At 42.3% G+C, this 22,756-nt stretch carries 19 protein-coding genes and 1 pseudogene; 7 read left to right on the top strand and 13 right to left on the bottom strand.

Features of this window, described 5'->3' with window-relative positions; translation table 11 throughout:
* Nucleotides 1–5: 5 nt before the first annotated feature.
* Both L3V27_RS02880 and L3V27_RS02875 read right to left on the bottom strand, forming a co-directional pair.
* Nucleotides 6–320 (bottom strand): multidrug efflux SMR transporter, encoded by a 315-nt coding sequence (locus L3V27_RS02880; protein ID WP_005395239.1) that lies wholly within the window; start codon nt 318–320, stop codon nt 6–8.
* Between the two features lie 150 nt (nt 321–470).
* Complete coding sequence (locus L3V27_RS02875; RefSeq protein WP_237310974.1) at nt 471–2,576, bottom strand: M4 family metallopeptidase; 2,106 nt, start codon at nt 2,574–2,576, stop codon at nt 471–473.
* 352 nt (nt 2,577–2,928) lie between these two features.
* Between L3V27_RS02875 and L3V27_RS02870 the strand changes: the two genes are divergently transcribed.
* Nucleotides 2,929–4,293 carry an endonuclease/exonuclease/phosphatase family protein gene (locus L3V27_RS02870; RefSeq protein ID WP_104972519.1) on the top strand — a complete coding sequence of 455 codons (1,365 nt, stop codon included), beginning with the start codon at nt 2,929–2,931 and terminating at the stop codon, nt 4,291–4,293.
* 292 nt (nt 4,294–4,585) lie between these two features.
* On the opposite strand, the gene L3V27_RS02865 is transcribed toward L3V27_RS02870, so the two are convergent.
* From L3V27_RS02865 to L3V27_RS02850, 4 genes are all read right to left on the bottom strand, one after another.
* Complete coding sequence (locus L3V27_RS02865) at nt 4,586–5,119, bottom strand: DNA mismatch repair protein (protein WP_237310972.1); 534 nt, start codon at nt 5,117–5,119, stop codon at nt 4,586–4,588.
* Nucleotides 5,113–5,499: an MAPEG family protein gene (locus L3V27_RS02860; protein WP_012842326.1), complete on the bottom strand. Its 387-nt coding sequence runs from the start codon at nt 5,497–5,499 to the stop codon at nt 5,113–5,115. Before L3V27_RS02860 ends, L3V27_RS02865 begins: the two co-directional genes overlap by 7 nt.
* A 207-nt stretch (nt 5,500–5,706) precedes the next feature.
* Nucleotides 5,707–6,612, bottom strand: coding sequence for an EamA family transporter RarD (rarD, locus tag L3V27_RS02855; protein WP_005395245.1), 906 nt, complete (start codon nt 6,610–6,612; stop codon nt 5,707–5,709).
* 101 nt (nt 6,613–6,713) lie between these two features.
* Nucleotides 6,714–7,436 (bottom strand): sulfite exporter TauE/SafE family protein, encoded by a 723-nt coding sequence (locus L3V27_RS02850; protein WP_237310971.1) that lies wholly within the window; start codon nt 7,434–7,436, stop codon nt 6,714–6,716.
* Between the two features lie 446 nt (nt 7,437–7,882).
* On the opposite strand from L3V27_RS02850, the gene L3V27_RS02845 reads away from it, so the two are divergent.
* The gene (locus L3V27_RS02845; protein WP_170892624.1) at nt 7,883–8,413 is read left to right on the top strand and encodes a prepilin-type N-terminal cleavage/methylation domain-containing protein; all 531 of its coding nucleotides are present in this window, start codon (nt 7,883–7,885) and stop codon (nt 8,411–8,413) included.
* A 48-nt stretch (nt 8,414–8,461) separates the two neighbouring features.
* On the opposite strand, the gene L3V27_RS02840 is transcribed toward L3V27_RS02845, so the two are convergent.
* Nucleotides 8,462–9,442, bottom strand: coding sequence for a chemotaxis protein (locus tag L3V27_RS02840; RefSeq protein WP_025998672.1), 981 nt, complete (start codon nt 9,440–9,442; stop codon nt 8,462–8,464).
* 478 nt (nt 9,443–9,920) lie between these two features.
* Here L3V27_RS02840 and L3V27_RS02835 point away from each other — a divergent pair, with 478 nt between their 5' ends.
* Nucleotides 9,921–10,529: a response regulator transcription factor gene (locus tag L3V27_RS02835; protein ID WP_005395257.1), complete on the top strand. Its 609-nt coding sequence runs from the start codon at nt 9,921–9,923 to the stop codon at nt 10,527–10,529.
* On the opposite strand, the gene L3V27_RS02830 is transcribed toward L3V27_RS02835, so the two are convergent.
* From L3V27_RS02830 to L3V27_RS02815, 4 genes and pseudogenes are all read right to left on the bottom strand, one after another.
* Nucleotides 10,526–11,413: a LysR family transcriptional regulator gene (locus L3V27_RS02830; protein WP_046876026.1), complete on the bottom strand. Its 888-nt coding sequence runs from the start codon at nt 11,411–11,413 to the stop codon at nt 10,526–10,528. The genes L3V27_RS02835 and L3V27_RS02830 overlap by 4 nt on opposite strands.
* Nucleotides 11,414–11,549: 136 nt before the next feature.
* Nucleotides 11,550–12,911 (bottom strand): GGDEF domain-containing protein, encoded by a 1,362-nt coding sequence (locus tag L3V27_RS02825; protein ID WP_237310970.1) that lies wholly within the window; start codon nt 12,909–12,911, stop codon nt 11,550–11,552.
* Nucleotides 12,912–12,917: 6 nt separating this feature from the next.
* Nucleotides 12,918–13,019: pseudogene (locus L3V27_RS02820) on the bottom strand (LuxR C-terminal-related transcriptional regulator); the annotation flags it as partial.
* 19 nt (nt 13,020–13,038) lie between these two features.
* A complete protein-coding gene (locus L3V27_RS02815) occupies nt 13,039–14,226 on the bottom strand; it encodes an EAL domain-containing response regulator (RefSeq protein WP_237310969.1) in 1,188 nt (395 codons plus the stop codon).
* Nucleotides 14,227–14,904: 678 nt separating this feature from the next.
* Between L3V27_RS02815 and ylqF the strand changes: the two genes are divergently transcribed.
* The gene (gene ylqF / locus L3V27_RS02810) at nt 14,905–15,849 is read left to right on the top strand and encodes a ribosome biogenesis GTPase YlqF (RefSeq protein WP_237310968.1); all 945 of its coding nucleotides are present in this window, start codon (nt 14,905–14,907) and stop codon (nt 15,847–15,849) included.
* A 340-nt stretch (nt 15,850–16,189) separates the two neighbouring features.
* Nucleotides 16,190–17,371 (top strand): alpha-hydroxyketone-type quorum-sensing autoinducer synthase, encoded by a 1,182-nt coding sequence (gene cqsA / locus L3V27_RS02805; RefSeq protein WP_237310967.1) that lies wholly within the window; start codon nt 16,190–16,192, stop codon nt 17,369–17,371.
* 103 nt (nt 17,372–17,474) lie between these two features.
* On the opposite strand, the gene L3V27_RS02800 is transcribed toward cqsA, so the two are convergent.
* Nucleotides 17,475–19,520, bottom strand: coding sequence for a hybrid sensor histidine kinase/response regulator (locus tag L3V27_RS02800; RefSeq protein WP_237310966.1), 2,046 nt, complete (start codon nt 19,518–19,520; stop codon nt 17,475–17,477).
* A 367-nt stretch (nt 19,521–19,887) separates the two neighbouring features.
* On the opposite strand from L3V27_RS02800, the gene L3V27_RS02795 reads away from it, so the two are divergent.
* On the top strand, nt 19,888–20,505 hold the full coding sequence (locus L3V27_RS02795; RefSeq protein ID WP_237310965.1) for an HAD family phosphatase: 618 nt from the start codon (nt 19,888–19,890) through the stop codon (nt 20,503–20,505).
* Between the two features lie 87 nt (nt 20,506–20,592).
* Here the strand turns inward: L3V27_RS02795 and L3V27_RS02790 are convergent, their stop codons facing one another.
* A complete protein-coding gene (locus tag L3V27_RS02790; RefSeq protein ID WP_005398196.1) occupies nt 20,593–21,141 on the bottom strand; it encodes a GNAT family N-acetyltransferase in 549 nt (182 codons plus the stop codon).
* 272 nt (nt 21,142–21,413) lie between these two features.
* Here L3V27_RS02790 and L3V27_RS02785 point away from each other — a divergent pair, with 272 nt between their 5' ends.
* Nucleotides 21,414–22,538 (top strand): fatty acid desaturase, encoded by a 1,125-nt coding sequence (locus L3V27_RS02785; protein WP_005398197.1) that lies wholly within the window; start codon nt 21,414–21,416, stop codon nt 22,536–22,538.
* Nucleotides 22,539–22,756: the final 218 nt, after the last annotated feature.

Here is a 22,756-nt window from a genome sequence, read left to right as displayed (position 1 = left end):
TGACGTTAAGCAGATAATTTTAATCCAGCGATACCGGCAACAATAAGCAGTAAACTCAGCAATTTTATCAGCGTCGCGGGCTCGTTAAATATGTAGATACTGACGATTGCCGTTCCAATCGCTCCTATACCTACCCAAACGCCGTAAGCGATACCGAGTGGTAGCGTCCTTAATGCAATTCCAAGTAACCAAAAGCTCAACACCATAAACGTAACGGTAAAGCCAGATGCCGCCAATTTGGTAAAACCTTGTGAGTATTTTAGTCCGACAGCCCATGCCACTTCGCATAAGCCAGCAATGAAGAGAATTCCCCAAGCCATGTCATATTTCCCAACGAGATGGGGTCGTCCCCGAGAAAAGATAGAGCGGTGAGGTCGTCCTCACTTCTTTGTGACTCGCTATTATATACAGAAAATTGAACGTAAAAAAATAAGGCCCTGATATTTCAGGGCCTATTTACATAAAAATCGCTAGGGCTTAGCGATGATAAATACGGTACCATCCGTCAACGTAAAGCTAACCTCACTGGTTTTCTTTCCGATACCGGATAAACTGCACTCGTTATCGTTATCACACGGCGTATTTGAAATAACATTCCACACGCCATTCATCAAGCCAGAACCAGTAATAATCGCCGTCCATGTTTTACCATTGTTGATTGATTGTGTAGTAACTTCATCAGATGGTGGTGGCGCTTCTTGTCCTACATAACTTGCTTCCACATTCAAATTACTGTAACTGCTGTAAGCGTACACGCCAATGTGCCACGTTCCTTCATTCGGAGAAGTAATACTACATGCTTCATTACTGTTGCTACTGTATGAGCGACAATCGTAGCTGGTTAAACTTGGTTCACTTCCCAACTTAACGTAAAGATCCGCATCGCCGTTTGCTCCCGATGTGGTAACAGTAAAATCTGAACTATTGGTAGGCACATCAATCGTAAAACAATGCCACTCACCAGTAGATGAAGAGTCTATCTTGCTGGAAACACCATTGTTTAGGGCGATAGCTTCACACGTGCTAGACGGTGGCTCGACGACTCCCCCATCAACTGAAACACCGACCTGAGCAAAAGCGTCGGTCACATCATTCGCCGCCACGCTTAAGCTTTGGGCGGCCGCCAATACACCCGCAGCTGCAGAGTCAAACGTTTCACTTGGCGTCCAGTAGTTCTGGTTAGCGTACGCAAAAACCTCGAACGCTTGTCGCGTTCCCCAATTGTACTCAACCGCCAATAGATAAAACGCTTTGTTAAACACACCACTTGAATAATGCACATCCATGCCACTCACATACTGAGACGCGTGATCAATTGAACGACCATCAAGGGGCGGATTATCCATATAGCGCAACGCCGCATTGGCAGCCTTTCTAATATCGTACCCAACTTTCCAATCGTTAGAACCACGTGAATAGAATTCAGCCGCCTCACCTGCCATATCTGAGAAAGCCTCATTGATTCCGCCAGATTGCTCTGAATAAATCAGATCAGAGTTTTGTTCTGTAAATCCATGGCTAACCTCGTGCGCTGAGACATCTAAACTCACTAAAGGATAGAAATAACTCGCACCGTCGCCAAAAGTCATGCTTGAGCCATTCCAAAAGGCGTTTTCATAGCGTTTGCGGTAATGCACTCGCATTTGAAGCTGAAACGTTAAGGGAGCGGTATTTAGCCAATCTTTGTACATGTCGTATACCACTTTGCCAAAGTAATGCGCATCGTTTAACGGGCTGTACGCTCCATTAATTTCTTTAACACTATTGGTTGGACAAACGAACGTATGTGTATTGCCAGACGTCCTACCATTCAAGTTGATGGTTTTGACCACGCCAGGAATGTCCATCAAACACGTATCACCGGATTGCTGGACTAATAGAGACTCAAAGTCCACACCATAATGATAACGACCAATTTTTTGGTTTCCTCCCGGACCATTCGCTTCTACGTGCGCTAACCCTTCATATTGCAGCAAAATGTTTCCTGTTTTAGCATCAACAAGAAAGGTGGGACGCGTAGGCTTACCACCATGCTCATTATCAGCAAAAAACTGGACAATATAAGCTAAGTGCGCCACGTCACTTTTATCGACATAAATACGCAAACCTTGGCGCTGATTATCTATTTGGTATCCGTTTTCACGGTACGACTTTTGCGTTGAAGACATTACTTGAGAAAGCGACAATCTAGGTACCATATCATTGATATCTCGGGCAATATCCTTTACGAGAGTGCCGTTGATGTGCTTGATTTGGCCCTGTTTATCACGATGTACGACAATTTGCTTGCCCCAAATCGGGACGCCTTTAAACATCTGCTGATAACGACTATGCGTACCGCCGTTTTTACCTTTGTTGGTTTTCAGCTTTTGTACACGATTTCCATTTTGTAAACCTAACACACGATCTATATTTTGTGTGGCTGCAAGGTTGCGTTTTTCTAAAGCAACAACAAGACCATGGTTTTGCTCTAGCCGTTCGGACTGAGCGGCGGATAAAGATGTTGAAAAAAGAAGTGGTGAAGCAAGCATTGCCGTGACAAATAACCTGCTCTGGTAGTTTGATACTGAACCCATCGGTTAGCCCCCTATTTTGCATCAATAGCAAAGCCAAACTGACCAGTTCTTATTTGTTTGTTTCTCACCCGAAAGTGAAGTCAAACTTATCGTAATCATCCCGCTCATTGATTTTAGCACACACAATCATACAACTTATGTTTTAGTGCCATTTCATCTATTAAAAGCGACACCGTTTTTTAACAATTTGCATATAACCTTTTGGTGTTGAAAGTGTTGCGTTTATTGCACAAATCACACAAAAACTAATTGAACATGTAAATATGAAAACGTTTGTGTGATTGATATCGCTTAAAACAATTACTGATGACTTTAATATTCAGCCGAATCAATTATAAGGTATGACGTACCCATGAAAACAATCAAAACCTCTATCGCTCTCCTGGTTGGCGCCGCTCTATTATCTGGATGTAATGACGACACTGAATACGTCAATGTTCAGCCTAAAGAAGTAAAAATAGCGACTTACAACCTCTCTTTTGACCGTGCAACTTTTGAAGCTTTAGTGAGTGAAATGCAAATTGAACCAGCGCAGCAAACTGTATTGGTTACTGCCTATTTAGACGGTTCTATCGCCGCTGAAGACAAAAACACTGCGGAAAAAGTCATTCAAATTCGTAACGTTGCAGCAATCATTCAAAAGAATCGTCCTGATGTCCTTATGATGGCGGAATACAACAACGACGGAACAGGCGAAAACAAAGCAGCCATTGAAGGCTTCCAGAAGAACTACCTGTCTGTCGCGCAAAGCATCAATGGTGCAGGCGGTGAAGCGAACCTTGAACCTATCGAATATCCTTACGCGGAGTCTTACTCTACCAACACAGGTTTGCTAAGCGAGTTTGACCTCGACAACAATGGAACAGCAGGTCAAATGCCGGGCGATGCATGGGGCTTTGGCATGTACCACGGTCAATATGCCTTTGCCCTAATGTCTAAATACAAGATTGATACGGCAAATACGCGTACGTTCCAAGCGTTTAAATGGAAAGATATGGAAGGTGCTAAGGTTCCAACCATTACTATCTGTGACGGCTCACAAAAGATTCCAGATGGCATGAAGTGTGGTGATGAGTGGTACTCTGCAGAAGAATGGGATCAAGTACGCCTATCTTCTAAAAACCACGTAGATGCACCAATTATCATTCCGACTCGCAATGGCGAGGAAGTTGTGCATCTACTGATGTCGCACCCTACTCCACCAGTATTCGACCCAGGTAAAAACAAAGCGCAAAACGCAGCCGAAGTAGAGTTCTGGCATCACTACATTCAAGGTAAAGACTATTTCTACGACGATGCTGGTAAGAAAGGCGGCTTAGCGAGCGGGGCTAAATTCGTAATGATGGGCGATCAAAACCTTGATCCCGTGGCCGGTGACGGTATTAGCTCAGTAATGCAAGAACTGCATAATGACCCATTGGTTAACCAAACCGTGATGAATGGCGATCTTTACCCGACAAGCTTTGGTGCAGCCGAACACGCTGTTGACCGCAGCTCAACTCACCCATATCCGAATCGCATCACTTCGACGTTTGGCTTAGGTGTAGATTATGCTTTGCCTTCTGCAAACCTAAATGTGGTGGACTCTGGTGTATACTGGTCAGCTTCTTATGAAGAAGGTCGTAAGCTATTTAACGATGCGCGTATCGGCAAGTATGGTGATGGCAAAGATGTGTCTTCCGACCATCGCATGATCTGGATTAAAGCACAGTTCTAAACTGTGTCATTTAAATAAAAAAAAGCCAACCACAAGGATTCGTGATTGGCTGTATATATTTGTGAACAAAGTGGTTCACTAACAACGTCAGTTGGCTAGGTGACCCTCGGCTTAGAAAGGGTCACTCATACTAAAGCATGAGACGTGCCAACTTTGTAGCGCACAAAAACAGGTTGTTATTTAATCACTTTCATTAAAACTTCACCAATAGCCACTGTTTGCTCACGCAATGAATTGCAATTTGCAAATTATAATTGGCATTTCGCAATAAACCCTACCATTAACTTTTGTTCTATGGCTTCCTAGCCAAATCACGTGCGAGGATTAATGCGAGTCCGAATACTTGCAAGAAGAGCCCGATATTCTTGTACCAAGCGATCTTTTCATCTTGCTTTGCCATTACCTCATTGAGCTCTACATTCTCAATGTAATAGTCATCAATGCGATCTCTATACGAAGCTTGTGCTTGGTTTATCTTTGACATTAGCTGAGGGAGTTTATCTATTTGTATTTCATCCGATTCGTGATGAATCCAAGAGGATAAGTGCCCTTCCAATATCTGTTCTATCTCCGAAGGTATCGCTGCGCTCTGACCTATGTGCAAGTGAAGCAGCAACGCCTCTCTTTTTCTTTCTAGAGTTTCAACGCTATTCCACGCGAGTTGGATGGAATACAAGTTTTCCGCCTTTTGCTCTGCGAGTTGCGAATACTGTTTGCCAAGCCTATCAAGGACCAAGCTAGTAAGAACGATCGCGCCAATATTCAGTACTAACCCAATCAGAACGAGTACCCATGGCGGCGGGATATAGCTACGAAGACTTACCATAACTTATCGTACGGAAGATAAATCATATTCAGCACAACCAGAGAAAGTATCACTAGGAATGTCACCTGCATGCCCCTAACACGCCTTTTTAAGTCCTCTTTCAATATACCTCGAGCATGGATAATCCGACCGATCACGAAAATAATGCCTGTGAGATGTATCCAGGTTGGATAAGCGCTATTGAATTCTAATAGTGCCATTAGAATCAGAGTAATGGGGATATATTCTGTCGCGTTACTCTGTGCACTACGAGCGATTTGGAGAGCCTCTACTCCTCCGTCAGCATAAGCAACCTGATTTAAGCGACGCTGCTTAATCACTTGAACGGCCAACCAAATAATCAGTATTGCAAGAATGCTAGCGTATAGAGCTGTGATCATATGTCGTCCTTTTTGATCCGGTTTTCATTATATAGCGTGTCACTTGGCTATAAATATAGCGGTATCCTAATGATAATGCGTCAATTAACCTCAAATTATGATTTGACTCGAATATAAGAAAACGAGCAAGAGAATACTTTATGGAACTAAAAACGCCCTCGAGTAGAGGGCGTGAGAGTGAAATCGTGAATATTCATGAATGGTGCACTATAAAGGATGATTGGCCAGCTTTTTACGCTTGTGCCCTTTGACAATACTTTCAAAGATTGTAAATAACAACCCCACCCAAATAAAGGCAAAGGTCACTGCTTTAACTTCATCAAACAGTTCACCGAAAAACATGACAGCCAAAACAAACTGCAAGCTTGGTTCAATGTATTGCATTAAACCAACTGTCGATAAGTTTGTTATACGTATCGCGATAGAATAAAAAATCAGTGGTAAAAGCGTGATCGGTGCGCTGCCAAAGTACAAAAGCAATGTTGTGATATCTACACCTGAAGCCAACTCACCCACTGTCCATTGTTTGTAAAACAAATACGCCACGGCAACTGGAGTCAATAGCAGCGCCTCAACAAATAAGGTGGTGCTCCAGTCGTATGTTATCTTCTTCTTGTACAACCCATACAAAGCAAAGAACAACCCCATCGTTAGTGCGATAACAGGTAACTGGCCATAATGAATCACTTGATACATCACGCCAATTGTTGCTAGCACAATTGCGATGAGTTTGCCTTTTGAAAGCTTATCTCCAAGAATAAACACGCCTAGCGCCACTGACACTAACGGTCCAATAAAAAAGCCTAAGCTTGCATCAATGACTCGATGGTGAGTCAAAGCCCAAGTGAACGCACTCCATGAAATACACATCAAACTGCTCGCGACAAACGTGTACCACAAAGATTTTTTGTCACACCAGATTTCTTTCCAATTCGGTCCTCGACGGGTTATACCAAGCACAATTAAAAAACCGACCGGAACTGAGCCGATGATTCGCCATGCCAGCAACTCATCCATTGAAGCATTCGGTAAATAACGATAATAAATGGGTAGCAGCCCCCAAATTACAAAGGAGAATGCTGCCATAAAAGTGCCATAACGAGTGTTATTCATAAAACTATCGCTCATCTAAACGAATAAGTCAGCGCAAACAAATCGCGCTATGCATAATAAAAGGAACGCGATATCCCTGTGAGTTTAAGATGCTGAGGGCATTACTGGTTCAACGCTTGTACTACTGCTGTAAACCCACTCACAAAACACAACATAAGTGCTCCAAACCGAATTTTTTCTTTTGGTAACGATTGGGTGGTTTTCATCGCGAGCCAATACCCAAGTGCTGCCGCAGGTAATAGCGGAATAGTAATCACCAAATGGTGTAATGCGAAGAAACCAGCGGGAATTTGAACAACGAGCGAAATGATGGAACTGAAAACAAAAAATGCCGATAGGTTACCACGTAACTGATTCGCTTCTTGATGTTGCAACAACAACGCCATCGGTGGGCCTCCAATCGCCGAACTGGTACCAAACAATCCAGAAAAGAATCCTGCTAATGTCATACGCGATGATGTGGGTTCAACCCGAAACGGTAAAACACTCACCACAACCGCGAATAACACCAAAAAACCAATCCAAAGTGTAAGGGCTTGAGTCGAGACAAAAAACAGTAGCAAGCCGCCAGCGACCGATCCGGGCACACGCCCAATCAATGCCATTTTTAAACCGCCGATTTCAACACTACTGCGGTGCTTCATCGCATTCATCAACGAAATAAATAACGCGACTAAACAGATTGGTGCAGGCACATACTCCGGCGCCCAAAGAATCAGTAAAGGTGCGGCAACAATTGCCAAGCCAAAGCCTATTGCGGTTTGTACATAAGAGCCAAGAAATATTAGCCCTATCGCAAGCAAGTTTATCGAATCGAATTCCATTTAGATTATTCTTATATTTGAAAGCCAAACACGAAACCAAAGCACATTCGCACGATGAATGCGTCGAGTGTGTTGTGATATGAATCTCGCGTAGCATTCATCAAAGTGAACAAAAAGACAATCCATTTGTGCGTTTTGCCGTCACTTCTTTTCGTCTTTCATTCAGCCGATGTACACGTATGCTTATATCTAGGCGAATTCATGCTCGACTGTTCATGCAGCATTTCTTCCACGGAATTAATGACTGCTCAAAAACGGCCGCATTAGATCTTTGACCCCTCCTCCCGCTCTATGTAGGCGTAGCCGATTCTCACTACGTCGGTATAGCACTTTATGACTCATCGCTTTATACTATTGATCATTTTGTCATTACCGTACTTATTTACACAACAACAAGTGTACGGTCAGTGTTACTTTTTCTACCTTTAACTTGCTGTGAAAATAATATGAGAAAACAAACTGGATTTACTCTAATAGAGTTAGTCGTAGTTATTGTCGTGCTCGGCATTCTTGCTGTCACTGCCGCACCACGCTTTTTAAACCTTCAAAGTGATGCGCGTGAAGCGCGTTTAGAAGGCATGAAGGGCGCAATTGCATCAGCGCTTGGTGTCGGTTATGGGAAAATGGCGATTGCAGGGTTGGAGAGCAAATCTTACGTTTCAAACTTCGTAGACAGTGCTTTAATGGCCGGTTTACCATTTGACGGTTGTAATATTGGTGGTTCAAAACGCTGTGTTTTCTTATATGGGTATCCTGATTCTGATAGCGAGTCGATGAAATTGCTTGTGCAAGGGCTGAACGAAGAAGGCTCAGATTGGAAAACATTTCATCACCCAGCGGGTTCAACAACACGAGAAATGGTCATTGCAGCAGTAGACGAAAAAAGAGCAAGCCTGACACAATGCGGGATTTTATATGGACCACCGCAGGCTCCAAACGAAAGTTACACCTTAAAAATTCTTCCATGCCCACAATAAAATAAGGCTGCCCATCGGCAGCCTTATTTTTAATCTTATCGGGTTTGTTTACGCAAAGTTAAATACGTATTTATCCATCATATTCACCATACGGCCAATCTCTGGCTTGGTAATCGTATCATTTGCGCCAAGAGACAGTGCTTTCGCTCGGTTATCCTCACTCATCAATGATGAGAACATAATGATCGGCATTTCATGAAACGCTTCAGTATCGCGTAGTCTCTTCACTAAGTGCATACCATCCATTCGAGGCATTTCTACGTCCGTAACCACCGCATCTAACAGCTCTTTAACTGGCAAGTTTTCTTCTTTCGCGACCTCGATTAAGCTCATTAATTTCTCATGAGCCTCACCACCGTCTTTACAAGTGATCACATTGTAACCTGAAGAAGCTAATGTATCTTGAATCAAAGAGCGAATAAATGCTGAGTCATCCACCACCATGATCGTTTTAGCATTACGCTTACCCACCATTCTCTGGTTTAGATCTACCGACTTATCCCCTTTCACATCGTATTTTTCCATACTCAGCTCTGGGTTAATATCCGCGATGATTTTTTCAAAGTCGAGAATCATGATCAGGTTGCCTTCTTTGCGAACAACTGCCACTACACAATCTTGTTCGCCCGCTTCCAAAAACTGACTTGGTGATTCCACATCATTCCAAGAGATACGATGAATACGTGAAATACTATCAATTAGAAAGCCATTGGTCATTTTGTTGAAATCAGTAACGATAACAAACTTACGCTCTAGGTCCTGGCGTGTTGGTACACCTAACCAACCAGCTAAATCTACTAAAGGCGTCAATACATCTCTGGACGAAAACACCCCGATCATGTGAGGTTGTGCGTTTGGATAATCGGTTGTCTCTGGTACGCGAATCACTTCTCGTACTTTCGCAACGTTGATGCCGTAATAACAAGTTTTTGTGCTGCCATCCGGCAATGTTTTTTCTAAATGAAACTCGATGATTTCAAGCTCATTGGTACCACTTTCTGTCAAAATAGTGCTGGTTACGTTACTCATAAAGCCAATTATCCAACCAAAATACGCATCAGAAAAAGTTTGATGCAAACGCCATGAGAAGCCATTCTCAGGCTAAAAATCCAAGCATCCTTTTTAGTCGTTACAACAAAGTTTGTAAACCACCAAAAGGACGGCCAACGCACATTTCCATATCAAACTGTGAAAAAATGTCTCATTTTTGAACAGGATAACATGAGTTAACTTAGTGCGACATTACCTTCCCACTTTTAGCGGCCATTTCGATAAAAAGTTTAGGGTTAATATTGATACTTTTCGTTGGCCTATCACTATTCCCACACATATGAAATCCCTCGTGTATTGGCGTATTCGACAGTATCTTATTCAATTGTGCTCAGTGAATTTCAATTATAGAAAATGTCATTTTCCTTTCCATCAGCAAGGTTTTTCCTACAATCCCTCTTAATACAATCATATTGCGTTGGGCGGTATGACAGTTCGGATAGTAGTGAGGCTCCATTTGAATAATGTTCTTATCATTGATGACCAACCACTTTACAGCGAAGCACTGACTTCTCTTGTTGAGAGCGTAATCAACACAGCCGAAGTCATTCAGTCGAAAGACAGCGCAGAAGTAATGGACTTAGTTCGAAATACAAAAATTGATTTTATTATTCTAGACGTTGTCCTTGGTGATCGAGATGGTATGCGTTTGGCGAAGAATATTTTAGCAACGGGCTATCAAGGTAAATTACTTTTCATTTCTTCACGCGACTATTCCAGCCTTTCTAAAGCGGCTTACGAGATGGGAGCTCATGGTTTCTTGAATAAAAACGAGACAAAAGAAGCGATTGCTGACGCGATTGTGAGTGTCTCACGTGGGTACTCTATGTTTAAGTCTACTCACGCTCCTTCTACTGGTGATGTCACGCTATCCAATCGCGAAGCCATGGTGTTCCACTACTTAGCTCAGGGCTATTCAAATAAACGTATTTCAGAACAACTATCGCTCAGCGCTAAAACCATCAGCACTTACAAAACTCGTATTTTGAAAAAATACCATGCAGATTCATTGATTGAATTACTGCATACGATCCCAAGCGCTGAAAACATTCAATGCGATCGTTAGTTCTTCATATATTTTGCAATGGCATCGGTTAATATCTGGTGCATTGCGTCGTGACGATGGCTTTGCTTCATCTGAAGTACAACCTTTGGCCAGCCGTTGGGGTAATAAGATTCAGGAATACGAATAAAACGGTATCCTTCGATTGGCGCCTGATACTCCAGAAAAACCGTCGCCGCCTTTTTTTGTTTGAGCAGCTTTAGCACACTACTCACGTTATCTAGCGCTGCAATTCGATTGATCACCATACCGTGATTTTCCATTGCTCGTTTTGCAAGCTGCTCTTTCTCTTTCCAACCGATAATTTCAAGCATAATAAATGGCAGTTTGGCAGCCTCTTCAAGAGTGGTGATCCCAAGCTCTTCCGGAACAACAACCACAGCAGGCGCGTAGCCAATAAATTTCTGATGGATAGATTTTGGCAATTCATCATTGAAGTAATGAAGCTGGGCATCCACTTTGCCTAAAAGGATTTCGTCCACCGTATATTCCGTGATGGTTGCGACAGTAATATGAGCTTTAGGAAACAGCGTCATTAAATCCATCGCCAACAAGTGTCCAAATGAGTACTGAGCCGTTTGGGGTAAACAGACCGTTATATCCTTACTGTATTTTTCTGGTTTGAATTCTGATCGAACTAAGCATGTTTCTAAGTTATCTAATGCATCTGCTATTTTGGGTAACTGACGCATCAGAAAGTTGGTGGGTTCTAAATGATGTGGGTGACGAATGAATAGTTCATCACCAAGCTGGATGCGTAAGCGAGCAAGATATTTACTGATCGACGCCTCACTCTTGCCCAAGGCTTTCGCTACGGGTTTAAGCTGACGATGCTTTTCTAGCAGAACCAGTATTTTTAATAGGTTTAGATCAAGGTCTTTGTTCACGATACAGTACCAGTTGGGTCTTATGCTAATCAGCAATCAAAGGAGCATTATGCATTGCTCGACTAATATAAAAGACCAAGGGTACTGCTTGGTCAAATTTATCAAACAGTTATGTCATGGTTATGTATTGTTGTCCTCAAACACGCTGTTTTTTCATTTCATATAACTCTTCATCTGCTCTCACGATCACCTCTTGCAGCGTTTCATCCTCTTCGCGCACAGCAACACCAATACTAACGCTGATCTCTATATCTAATGTATTTAAACGATTGTGTTTAACAACGCTACGGAGCTTTTTCGCTAACATGGAAGCTTTGCTCATGCTGCATCCGGGCAAAATTACAATAAACTCATCACCACCAGTCCTGACTAAGTAGTCACTGTTCCGAAAAACCTTTCTCATTGAGTCTGCAATAATAACAATGACTTCATCGCCAACATGGTGTCCGTAACGATCATTAATCTTCTTGATACGATTTCCGTCAATCGCAATGATAGAGTATGGTTCAACCTCCATTCGATGTTTAAACCGCTCTTCTTTAAATACTCGCCGATTTAATAACCCGGTTAAGTCATCTTGCGTTACATCACTCAGAGCATTTTCTAATTGAATTTTGCTCTGTTTAGATTCATTGGCTTTTCGATAATAGGCGAACGCTACGACAGAATAGATGACAAGAATAAAGCTGTAGTCCACCACTATTTTACTAAACGGATATTGGTAAATGACAAGATTATTATTGTCGGCAACATAGGATTGAGTGTAAGCAAAATGAGCTAAGGGGTAGCTCGGAAAGTAAATAATTATCTGCTTATTTCCGTTACTAACCTCTACGTCAACGGCTTTGCCTTCATTATAAAGCGATGATAAATACAGTTGTTCCGAAAATTCGCCGACAAGCTTCCCTCTATAGTAGACGGGACTCATGATACTTAATGCCATCTCATCTGAATACGTGGTTTTGAAGGGCTTAGAGATAAGAACTCGGTCGGAGAGCTGCTCTTTCCACGCGGCAAGAATACAAGCGTAATTCACTCTGCACCATTCTATATCAAACGTCTCTTTAGATCCCTCTAGAGCTGGGATTGGTCGTTCTAAGATGAGTTTGTCACTAGTATAAGAACGAAAGTACAATATGGCGTCTTCTCTATCGTAGACATTGGACAAATGAGCTTCTGCTTGGTGTAGGGCTTTACGAGCAACAGTTTCCACATAATCTAGGTTTTTATACGGCTTTAAAGCATAAATTGCATCTTGAAAACTGAAGTCAGTCAGTACTTCTATTTGTTCGATACTGAAGTTTTCATACTGCGCCAATTGAGCTTCGGTCAACAAGCCTAGCAGAATAACCTTCTGCTTTGTTTTTGCTAAATTGTTAGCGTACGTATTAAATTGCTTCTCCTCATAAGAGATGAGAACAGCACCAATCATGGTCACCGATACAATAAATAACAACATCGCAACCGCAAAAGAAGAAACAAAACTTCTTACATTCATAACACTTTATGTTCCCACTACTTTTGCAAGTTCAATAACATTATTCACATTAAACTTGTCTAGAAATCGACGTTTCTTGATACTCACGGTTTTATCACTGATAGCCATACAGATAAGCATCTGATCATCAAAGATCAAACCGTTCAATGTTTTCATATCTTTGCTTCAAAATAGTGATTACCTCTAACGGCATGGGCTTATCAATGTAAAAGCCTTGGCAGATGTCTATTCCACATTCGCGCATGGTTTTATAGGTTACTTCGTCTTCGACACCTTCGGCGACAATACGAATATTTAGGTTTTTCGCTAAAACACAAATGGCGATGACAATGCTTTTCTTTTTCAGGTCTTCACTCGCTCCGTAGACAAAAGCGCGGTCAAGTTTGATCTCGTTAAAAGGTAACTTTGCCAACTTTTCAAATGTAGATGAGCCCGTACCAAAATCATCAATTGATACCGTGACACCTTTCATTCTGAGCTTGATGAGGTTTTTGTAGATAGATGTGCTAGCTTGGAAAGCTTCTCGCTCTGTAATCTCAATGGTGATTTGTGACGGGTCGACACCGCTCTCCGAGCATTGTTGAATAAAACGATGCGAGAAGTCAGGGTCGTTCAAGTTTTCGTGGTCGACATTAATCGAGACCTTTTGGGTTAATCCCCTATTGTTGATGTCATAGATTGTATTAATCAGCACTGATTGAAAAAGTTCAGAAGACAAATGGCATCGTTTTACTATCGGAAGAAAGTGGTTTGGTAACAACACGCCATAAATGGGATGCACCCAACGCGCTAACGCTTCATAACCTAAAAGCTCACCACTGTGTGCGTCTACCAAAGGTTGGTAATAATTCTTCACTCGCCCTTCACCCAAAGCAAATAAAAACTCTTGGTCTTGCAGTACGATAGGTTGAGCAAACGCTGTTTTTCGCGTTCTTTCATCTTTTATTTGGTTGAGGAGTTTAACCACTTGCATTTCGTCGTACGGCTTAGGCAGTTCTCCTAATATCTCAAAACTAAACCCTTCGCACATTTCTCGTACTGCCGAGATGATGCTCTGCTCCAACAAACTGACTAGCACGACTTGCCCGTGATACTGAATTTGGTCGAATACTTCCAAGATGTCGATACCGCCTTTTCCCGGCATCTGGAGATCGCAAAAGATCACATCAAAATATTGCTTTTGTGCACATTGAATAGCAGTGTCCACACAATTGAATGTACTGACTGACGCGCCACTATGACCCAATATTTGGGTAAGTATCTTGGTTTGTAGAGGATGACCATCAATCACCATCACATTAAGCTGTGTATTCATTTATCTCTATCCAGTAGTCTATATTTTCGATCTCCTGCTCGATTGGTTAAATTAATCCTGCCACTCGCTGATCAAAATCGACCAGCATTACTCAGCCTCAATGTAAAACTCCGTCCGCTTGTCAGTTCTCAATAACTCTCACTATCAATGAGTTAAAAAAGAAACTACTGGCAAAAATGTGGCAACGGACAACGCTGTAATACGACTTATCGTACTGAGCATAAAGCCTTACTCAGATTGGGCAGTCAGATTAATTTGTGTCGGCTAAATGTCAAATTTCGACTAATAGCGAAATGAAATATAAATTACTGATATAAAGACAAAAATTTAAAATAAGTCAGAAAAAACCGACAAAACAATCCACCTTTGACTACACAATATTTGCGCTCAATATCTCACCAAAGTGAATACTTGTTGTAAGTCCGTTGGCGAGCATACTCAACAAATGTTTGCTTGCTCGTTTGTAAACCGTGGCTTTTTGTCTCCATCTTGAATGCTTCGCCTTCATTCCGTGATAAACTAGCTCATTAACACGAAAGAAACGCTCAACTTTGCGGTACAGAGCCACAAAAGTAAGTACGGTTTTAACACACTCTGTCTAAAACTATGCTGCTCGAAGCTCAAATTACTACTCGTACGCCCGTTGGAGCAGTAAGAAAATTAAGGTATTAAATTCAAATGGTTAATAACTCAATCCAGTGGTTTCCTGGCCACATGCACAAAGCACGTAAAGAGATCGAAGAAGCAATCCCACAAGTGGATGTGATCATCGAAGTACTGGATGCTCGTATTCCTTTCAGTAGTGAAAACCCTTTGATTTCTCAAATCCGTGGTGACAAGCCGGTCGTTAAAGTCTTGAACAAGCGTGATTTGGCCGATCCTGAGTTAACTCAATTATGGATTGAGCACTTGGAGCAAGAGCAACACGTAAAAGCAATGGCGATCACGACGTCAGAACCGCAAGAAGTGCATCGAATCATGGAGCTTTGCCGTAAACTTGCCCCACACCGTGAAGAGATCGGTAAAAACATTCGTACCATGATCATGGGGATCCCAAACGTTGGGAAATCGACAATCATCAATACTCTAGCTGGTCGAACGATCGCGGTGACTGGTAACCAGCCCGCGGTAACACGTCGTCAGCAGCGCATCAACCTGCAAAATGGCATCGTTTTATCCGATACACCAGGGATTCTGTGGCCAAAAGTGGAAAACCCACACAGTGGCTTCCGTTTAGCTGCTACTGGCGCTGTAAAAGATACTGCAATGGAATACGACGAGGTTGCGTTTTACACCATTGAGTACCTAGCAGCCCACTATGCAGACAAGCTTAAAGAACGTTACCAAATCGGAGAGCTTCCTGAATCAGATATCGAGATCATGGAAGAGATTGGTCGCCGCCGTGGTGCACTACGCGCAGGTGGACGTGTGGACTTGCACAAAGTATCAGAGATTTTGTTGCACGAACTTCGCCAAGGCACACTAGGCCAAATTACACTAGAGCGCCCAGAAATGATCACTCAAGAGCTGATTGAAGTCGAGATTGAAACCGCTCGTAAAGAAGAAGAAAAAGCGAAGCGTAAAGAAGAGCGCCGCAAGCGCTATCTACGTAATAAGCGATAAACTGATATTATCTTTTCCCAATCATATTTTAAGGCGCGATTTTCGCGCCTTTTTTGTTATCTAATGCGCCCATTTTTTCACTTTTCAAACTTTATATTCCTCATACAAAATCCAGACATGAAGCACGAAAAAAACACCGAAAAATCGCCGTATAAGCTTTAAGCACAAACTAGTTTAGACCCCGGGCCCCTATAGAGTTACAGCCACCATCCAACCCTCAAATGTCGAGTTTGCAAGGGTCTGCAAACTTATGCAACCTGGTTAGTGACACTCTCCCCAAAATCCGCAATATGCATAAGTGTCAGCGCTGGCGTTTTTCCATATGAAGAAGAGATTTATTATGAGTGAAACTATACAAAGCAAACCACTTCCTTCCTTTATTGAGGAACGCCTAGATTTTCATATTCAAGATCTAATTGAACCGAACGAGAACAAGAAACACCTTGTTCTTGGTAAACGTCCAACGTGTAATGCCATTGTTATGCAAAGCAATGATTACCTTGCACTGTCTCATAACAAGGAGATTCAAAACGCGCATCGTGATGCGATTTCTCAACACGATGACAACGTCGTGATGTCCGCGATTTTCTTGCAAGATGATGAATCAAAACCTGCATTTGAAACTCAACTAGCCAGTTTTGTCGGCATGCCTAGCTGTGTGCTTTCTCAATCGGGATGGGCTGCGAATGTCGGTTTATTACAGACTATTTGTGCACCGAACATACCTGTGTATATCGACTTCTTTGCGCATATGTCTTTATGGGAAGGTGCACGTACCGCAGGAGCACAAATTCATCCGTTCATGCATAACAACACCAACCACTTACGAAAACAGGTTTCACGCCATGGTTCGGGAATTATTGTTGTGGATTCGGTTTACAGCACTATCGGAACCATTGCTCCTCTACGTGATATCTACGAAATAGCACAAGAGTTTGACTGCGGCTTAGTTGTGGATGAATCGCACTCGTTAGGTACGCACGGTCCGCAAGGCGCGGGGCTACTGCAAGAGCTGGATTTGACTCATATGGTGGATTTTGTAACCGTAAGTCTTGCAAAGACATTTGCTTATCGTGCTGGCGCAATTTTAGGTGCAGAAAAGCTGGCGAAGACGCTTCCATTTGTCGCGTATCCTGCCATTTTCAGCTCCACCGTGTTACCGCAAGAAATTATTCGGTTAGAAAAAACACTGGACGTCATAAAAAAAGCCGATGACAAGCGGGAGATTTTGTTTAAAAGAGCGAAGTCTCTAGCCGTTGGTTTAAAACGTATTGGGTTTACTATTCGCAGTGAGTCGCAAATTATCGCGCTAGAATGTGGCAACGAAAGAAACACTGAGCGAGTTCGCGACTTTCTAGAAGAAAGGAATGTCTTTGGTGCAGTTTTCTGTCGCCCTGCAACAGGAAGAAACAAGAACATCATTCGTTTTTCTGTCAATGCGGACATGACTGCCGCCGAAGTCGATCACGTTCTTTCCGCCTGCCAAGAAGCGTTTGTTCATCCCGATCTAGAGTTTGTATAAGCTAGAGTGTAGGTAAAAATAAAGAGCTCAGCAGTTTTGCTGAGCTCTTTATCCGTATTCGCGTTATGATCAACTCGTCTCAAGATAACACAGTTGCGAGTGATTAAATCCAGTTTGCGATTTTGTCGAATAAGCGATTTTTATCCGCTGGTTTCACGATAAAGTCAGACATGCCAGAAGAGCCTATTTTGTCCAGCGTAACAGGTGAGCTATCCCCAGTATGCGCAATAATAGGTACCGACGCATAGTTTTTATCCGAGCTTCGAATTCGCCTTGAAGCTTCTACACCATCCATGATGGGCATCTCGATATCCATAAGAATGAGGTCAACGTTCTCTTGCTCTAATGTATCCAGTGCTTGCTGCCCGTCTTCTTTCTGAATCACTTCAAAGCCCTGCTTTTCGAGTAACATCGCGGTAAATTTTCGCAAAGATTCGTTATCATCCACGACCATAATTGTCCGCTTATTTGACGTATCCAAAGCCACTGAGGCCGTTGGTGTCGATACATAGCTTGAATCATACAAGAGACGGTCAATGGTTGGCTTAGTATTCAATAACCAGGCTTGAGTCTCGACCCAAATAGGCTCATATGCCGCTTTGCATGCTCTCTGTGTCGGGTGATGCTCAAAAAGATAAACGATACGAGCTTCCGTGAAAGACAAAAGAGATTCTAATCTATCCAATTGGTTTGCTCTTGCATCCAAGCTCTCAAGATCGATAAAAATCAGGTCGAATTCGAACTCATACTCTTTCTTTTTGAGCACTTGATTAACATCTAAGATCGTTGATTCAAAACCCATAAAACGGCTAATGTCCGTCACTTTCGACACAAGAATATCTTGATTAGTCACCGTTAGGATGGTTTTGAGTTTGGTCAAATCGTTTTTAATTTCAGTCACGATATCAGATGTGATCGGCGGGAAAGTTAACGTGAACTGAGACCACTCACCTAGCTGAGACTGGCATTCAATATTACCTCCAAAAGAACGCATCACTTTTTTACAAAATGGCAAACCCAAACCATAGCTGCCTGACTTACCAGTTGTGTAAAAGTCCTGAAATATATTACGTAGGACATCAGGAGCAATACCAGCACCATTATCGGTTACAACGATTTGGTTTGAGTGCTCCGTGCTCGTCATGGACACATGTATGTGGAACTCTTCAGATGTGCGGTGATGGAAGGCGTTCTTAAAAAGGTTATACATAACGTATTTAAGTAAGGTATCGCTACCAAGAAAGTCAAACTCACTTCTCGCATCTAGGGATATAGCAAAGCGATCCGTCGCACGCTTATAACTAAAGCTTTCAATCGCTTTTTCAACCACAGAGTGAGCAGAATGCTTTTGAAAACTGGATCGCGAGACACGGTTTTCGTCTATCGATGTCAGAAGTAAATCTATCGTCTCGTTGCCCGACTGGATGATGTTCATCGCATCCTCACTAACTTCACGCAGCAGGGTGACATCCTCTCCGCTCATCAGATATTGGTCTTTCTCGGCTTCTTTTTTATTGGGTAAGACTGATTGGATAACATCGATTGACGTGCAAAGGCCACTTAAAGGGTTACGCATTTCATGCGCAATTCCGGCCCCGAATGACTTGGCCAACGACACTTTCGCTTCGTGCTCTACTTGGTTCCGAAAGTAGAATAAATTACCAAATACATAAATAAAGAGAAAGATTGGCACATGCGTCCAGTCCATTGTTAAATCGAGATGAAACCCTTTCGCCACCCAAGCAAAGAATGTCGCTAAACCTATTCCGGCAAAAGTTTGAGCGAACATAACTCTTGTGACATGAACCAATAGAATGTGCAAGAAAATCGCGGACATAAAGGACATGACCCAAACATTGGACCAGTCATTCATCAGTAACATATAGAAAAAGAAAAACGGTAAGCAGATCGTTATCGTCACTTGGTAGTAAATATGGATATATTTTCGCCACGTTGACGACAGGCGATTTCTAAAAATGATGCCAAAGAACAATAGTGAACAAAACAGTCTGAGCGGCAAGTTTTCATAAGCCTGTGGGAAAACAAAATCCCAAACAAAGTAGTACAGCGGAAAGCCAAGAAACCCCATCCAACCAACGAGAGTCAGGTTGGGTTCTGCATATTGATAAACCTTACGTATCGAGTCCATATTATCTATTTTGCCTACTCCGCCTGACGTCCCAATAGTGTGATTTGCATTCATTCTTATCGTTTTATTATTAAGTAATTATATATTACTTAACGCTTATAAGCAGCGCGAAATGGCGCAAATATTTCGCGACGCTTGTCTTTAATTTCAATCTTTTAAGATAGCGACACTTGATTTACAACCAAATAAATGAAGTTGCATATAGTTTAGTGTAATTTTGCGATAATCGCGTTGTATCCTCAGGGATGTTAATCTCATATACGTTCGAGACATTTAAACAGCGCCTTTGGCTCGAACTTCCAAAGATTTAAAGACAGCACTCACTGTGGATGTAACGCGGTGATGAACAATTGGCTTGGGGTGTGTTATGGAAACTTTACAAATAAAAAACGTAATTTTTGATGTGGGAAATGTATTAGTACGCTGGTCTCCGGTAGAGATTGCTCGCTTAACATTTGGTCACTCAGTAGAAGCGGAAAAAATGGCCCAGTTGCTGTTTTCATCACAAATCTGGAAAGACTTGAACAAAGGAATCATTTCCGAAAAGGAAGCCAAACTGTGCTATCAACGTGAGCATCAGGTGACAGCGGAAGAAATGGACCGCTTTTTTTACTACGTCAAACATACACAAATATTACTTTACGGCAGTGTCGAACTGCTAAAAAGAATAAAAAGTGCAGGATATAGCGTTTATGCGCTCACAGACAACGTCAACGAAATTGTTGAGCATCTTCGTGCTAACTATGAATTCTGGCCGCTGTTTGACGGTGCAATCATCTCTTCTGAAGTGCAGTTACTAAAACCACAAGCTGAGATCTACCAAGCCCTACTTTCAACGTATCAGCTTCAGGCTGAGGAAACGGTATTTCTTGATGATATGCCATACAACGTCGAAGGGGCCCGAACGGTAGGCATGTCTGCCATTCAATTTGAAAATGCTCAGCAATGCGAGTCAGAGCTAAAAGCCATGGGGCTTTGCTTTTGAGTCGCCCACTGAAACACAATACTTTAGGTACAGGCACAAAAAAGAGCAGCGTTGATGCTGCTCTTATTGTTAAGCTAAAACGTCAGACTAGGAGTAAATAACGTTTTCTTCTATCCCACTGACTAGTGACTGAGCATTCTTCCAACGGAATACCTTCTCCAATACTTCTGTTCCACCAGGCGCACGCCAAGTTCGTTCTTGACATTCTTGACCTCCAATATGGCGGTAGAATTCAATTGCAGAAATGTTTTGCGATACGACTTCTAGATAAAGACCAGTGTCTTTAAAGTACTGTTGCTGCCATTCTGCGACAGCAAGTAATAGCTGCTTGCCAATACCACGACCACGGTAGCTGTCATCAACATGCAGTGCGTCAATAAAGGTTCCACGCTCGAAGTCATGGTTGCCAAACACACAAACGAAGCCGAGCAACAAACCACCCTCTTCCGCCAAGACAATGTGCTGGTTGAATGGTGGGTTGGTCAGACGGGTTTGCCAGATCAGTAGTTTGTCGTCAATCGCCTCTTTATCAAGATAGTTATCACTAAGAATGCCACGGTAATGACGCTTCCAACTATCCGCATGAAGATGCGCAATGCGCTCGTAGTCCTTATATTCCGCTAATCGTAAATCCATTACGTATTCCTATTTTCTTACATTTTTTGCTTCTTTATAGAGTCTCGGCATATTCCACCTTTATAACACTTGTTTCTTGGCAGATTTTATACACCTTAAGCCAGAGCTCATTTTTTAATACTACTCATTATTCAATTAAAAGCAAAATATCCCATCAAGTTCCTTAATGTACATCCAAAGGAACAGTCACATTTGTCTAACTTTAATTTGACTTACACGTGTACGCTGATATTCTGGCGAACAGTTGTTAGCTCAAAGTTAGGAATACACCTGTGACTCAAAACAAACCACCCATTATCTGGTTGAATACATTGATATTTTCTTCCAGTTTTGTTCTGACTTTTATTGTAATGCCTTGGTATGCATATCATTTTGGACTGGGTTGGGAGCATCTAGTTTGGGGAGTGATGGCATTCAGTTTTACGAATCTTTCTATTACCGCAGGCTATCACCGACTCTGGAGCCACAAAACATACGAAGCTCATCCAATTTTACGTGCTATTTTTGCGATTGGAGGAGCATTTTCTTTGCAAAATAGTGCATTACACTGGTCTTCTGATCATCGTGTACACCACAAGCATGTCGACAATAACGACAAAGATCCTTACTCAGCGAAACGTGGCTTTTGGTATTCTCACATTGGCTGGATGTTACGCGACTACAACAAATCGCAGGAAAACGAATACACCAACTGTCGCGATTTAAAACGTGACAAAATCGTCATGTGGCAACATAAGTACTATGTTCCACTTGCTCTACTCACCAATATTGGCTTTCCGGTCGCTCTTGGTATTATCTACGGCGATATTTGGGGTATGTTATTAGTAGTTGGTGCCGCTAGACTCTTTATGAGCCACCACACGACCTTTTTCATTAACTCACTTGCGCATGTTTGGGGAAAACAGACTTTCACGGACAAAAACACCGCTCGCGACAACGGCGTGTTAGCCTTTTTCACATTTGGTGAGGGCTACCACAATTTCCATCATATCTTCGAGAATGACTATCGTAATGGTGTGTATTGGTGGCATTACGACCCGACCAAGTGGTTGATTAAGTCTTGTTCTTGGCTTGGACTCACATCTAAGTTGCGCACAACGCCTACATTTAGAATTGAAAAAGCTCGCGCAACTCAACTCTTGAAGAAAGCAAAAGAAAAACTGGGAGCAAAACCGAATACGCAGACGATTCTCGATCAGTTACAACACGAGTTTGATGCGCTAGTTCATCACATGCAGGAATATTATGAGATGCGAAAGGAAGTACTCGGTGCAAAAACAGCCAGTGTAGTAAAAAAATACGAGTGCTCTGTGACCAAGATAAAGTATCAGCAAATCAAAGCGGAGTTCGAGCGGCAACAACGCAGTTGGAACCTCATGGTGCGCCGATACGCTTAACTTAACCCATCCTTACGATTTAGCTTCGCTTCGGCGAAGCTTTTTTGTTGCAAGGATTATTACCCTCTTCCAACTCACTGAGTTGTTTCTTTTTCTCATTTTGAATCAATTCCCTCACTATTTATTCAAATTTCTGGTCATATTTTCCTTCCTGCAAACAGCTTCAAACCAGCACATAACACTTAGAAAACCAAATTCCAACAATACAATCTAACGAA

The sequence above is a fragment of the Vibrio sp. J2-3(2022) genome, from assembly GCF_021725735.1.
GTDB lineage: Bacteria > Pseudomonadota > Gammaproteobacteria > Enterobacterales > Vibrionaceae > Vibrio > Vibrio diabolicus.
This window is presented reverse-complemented; position numbering and strand designations above follow the sequence as displayed.

Excerpts from the sequence above, each read along its gene's own strand:
- L3V27_RS02840 (WP_025998672.1), bottom strand. The coding sequence starts at position 9,442 with ATGAGTAACGTAACCAGCACTATTTTGACAGAAAGTGGTACCAATGAG.
- L3V27_RS02845 (WP_170892624.1), top strand. The coding sequence starts at position 7,883 with ATGAGAAAACAAACTGGATTTACTCTAATAGAGTTAGTCGTAGTTATT.
- L3V27_RS02825 (WP_237310970.1), bottom strand. The coding sequence starts at position 12,911 with ATGAATGTAAGAAGTTTTGTTTCTTCTTTTGCGGTTGCGATGTTGTTA.
- L3V27_RS02795 (WP_237310965.1), top strand. The coding sequence starts at position 19,888 with ATGGAAACTTTACAAATAAAAAACGTAATTTTTGATGTGGGAAATGTA.
- L3V27_RS02880 (WP_005395239.1), bottom strand. The coding sequence starts at position 320 with ATGGCTTGGGGAATTCTCTTCATTGCTGGCTTATGCGAAGTGGCATGG.
- L3V27_RS02860 (WP_012842326.1), bottom strand. The coding sequence starts at position 5,499 with ATGATCACAGCTCTATACGCTAGCATTCTTGCAATACTGATTATTTGG.
- L3V27_RS02850 (WP_237310971.1), bottom strand. The coding sequence starts at position 7,436 with ATGGAATTCGATTCGATAAACTTGCTTGCGATAGGGCTAATATTTCTT.
- L3V27_RS02875 (WP_237310974.1), bottom strand. The coding sequence starts at position 2,576 with ATGGGTTCAGTATCAAACTACCAGAGCAGGTTATTTGTCACGGCAATG.
- rarD (WP_005395245.1), bottom strand. The coding sequence starts at position 6,612 with ATGAATAACACTCGTTATGGCACTTTTATGGCAGCATTCTCCTTTGTA.
- L3V27_RS02790 (WP_005398196.1), bottom strand. The coding sequence starts at position 21,141 with ATGGATTTACGATTAGCGGAATATAAGGACTACGAGCGCATTGCGCAT.
- L3V27_RS02815 (WP_237310969.1), bottom strand. The coding sequence starts at position 14,226 with ATGAATACACAGCTTAATGTGATGGTGATTGATGGTCATCCTCTACAA.
- ylqF (WP_237310968.1), top strand. The coding sequence starts at position 14,905 with ATGGTTAATAACTCAATCCAGTGGTTTCCTGGCCACATGCACAAAGCA.
- L3V27_RS02870 (WP_104972519.1), top strand. The coding sequence starts at position 2,929 with ATGAAAACAATCAAAACCTCTATCGCTCTCCTGGTTGGCGCCGCTCTA.
- cqsA (WP_237310967.1), top strand. The coding sequence starts at position 16,190 with ATGAGTGAAACTATACAAAGCAAACCACTTCCTTCCTTTATTGAGGAA.
- L3V27_RS02865 (WP_237310972.1), bottom strand. The coding sequence starts at position 5,119 with ATGGTAAGTCTTCGTAGCTATATCCCGCCGCCATGGGTACTCGTTCTG.
- L3V27_RS02800 (WP_237310966.1), bottom strand. The coding sequence starts at position 19,520 with ATGGACTCGATACGTAAGGTTTATCAATATGCAGAACCCAACCTGACT.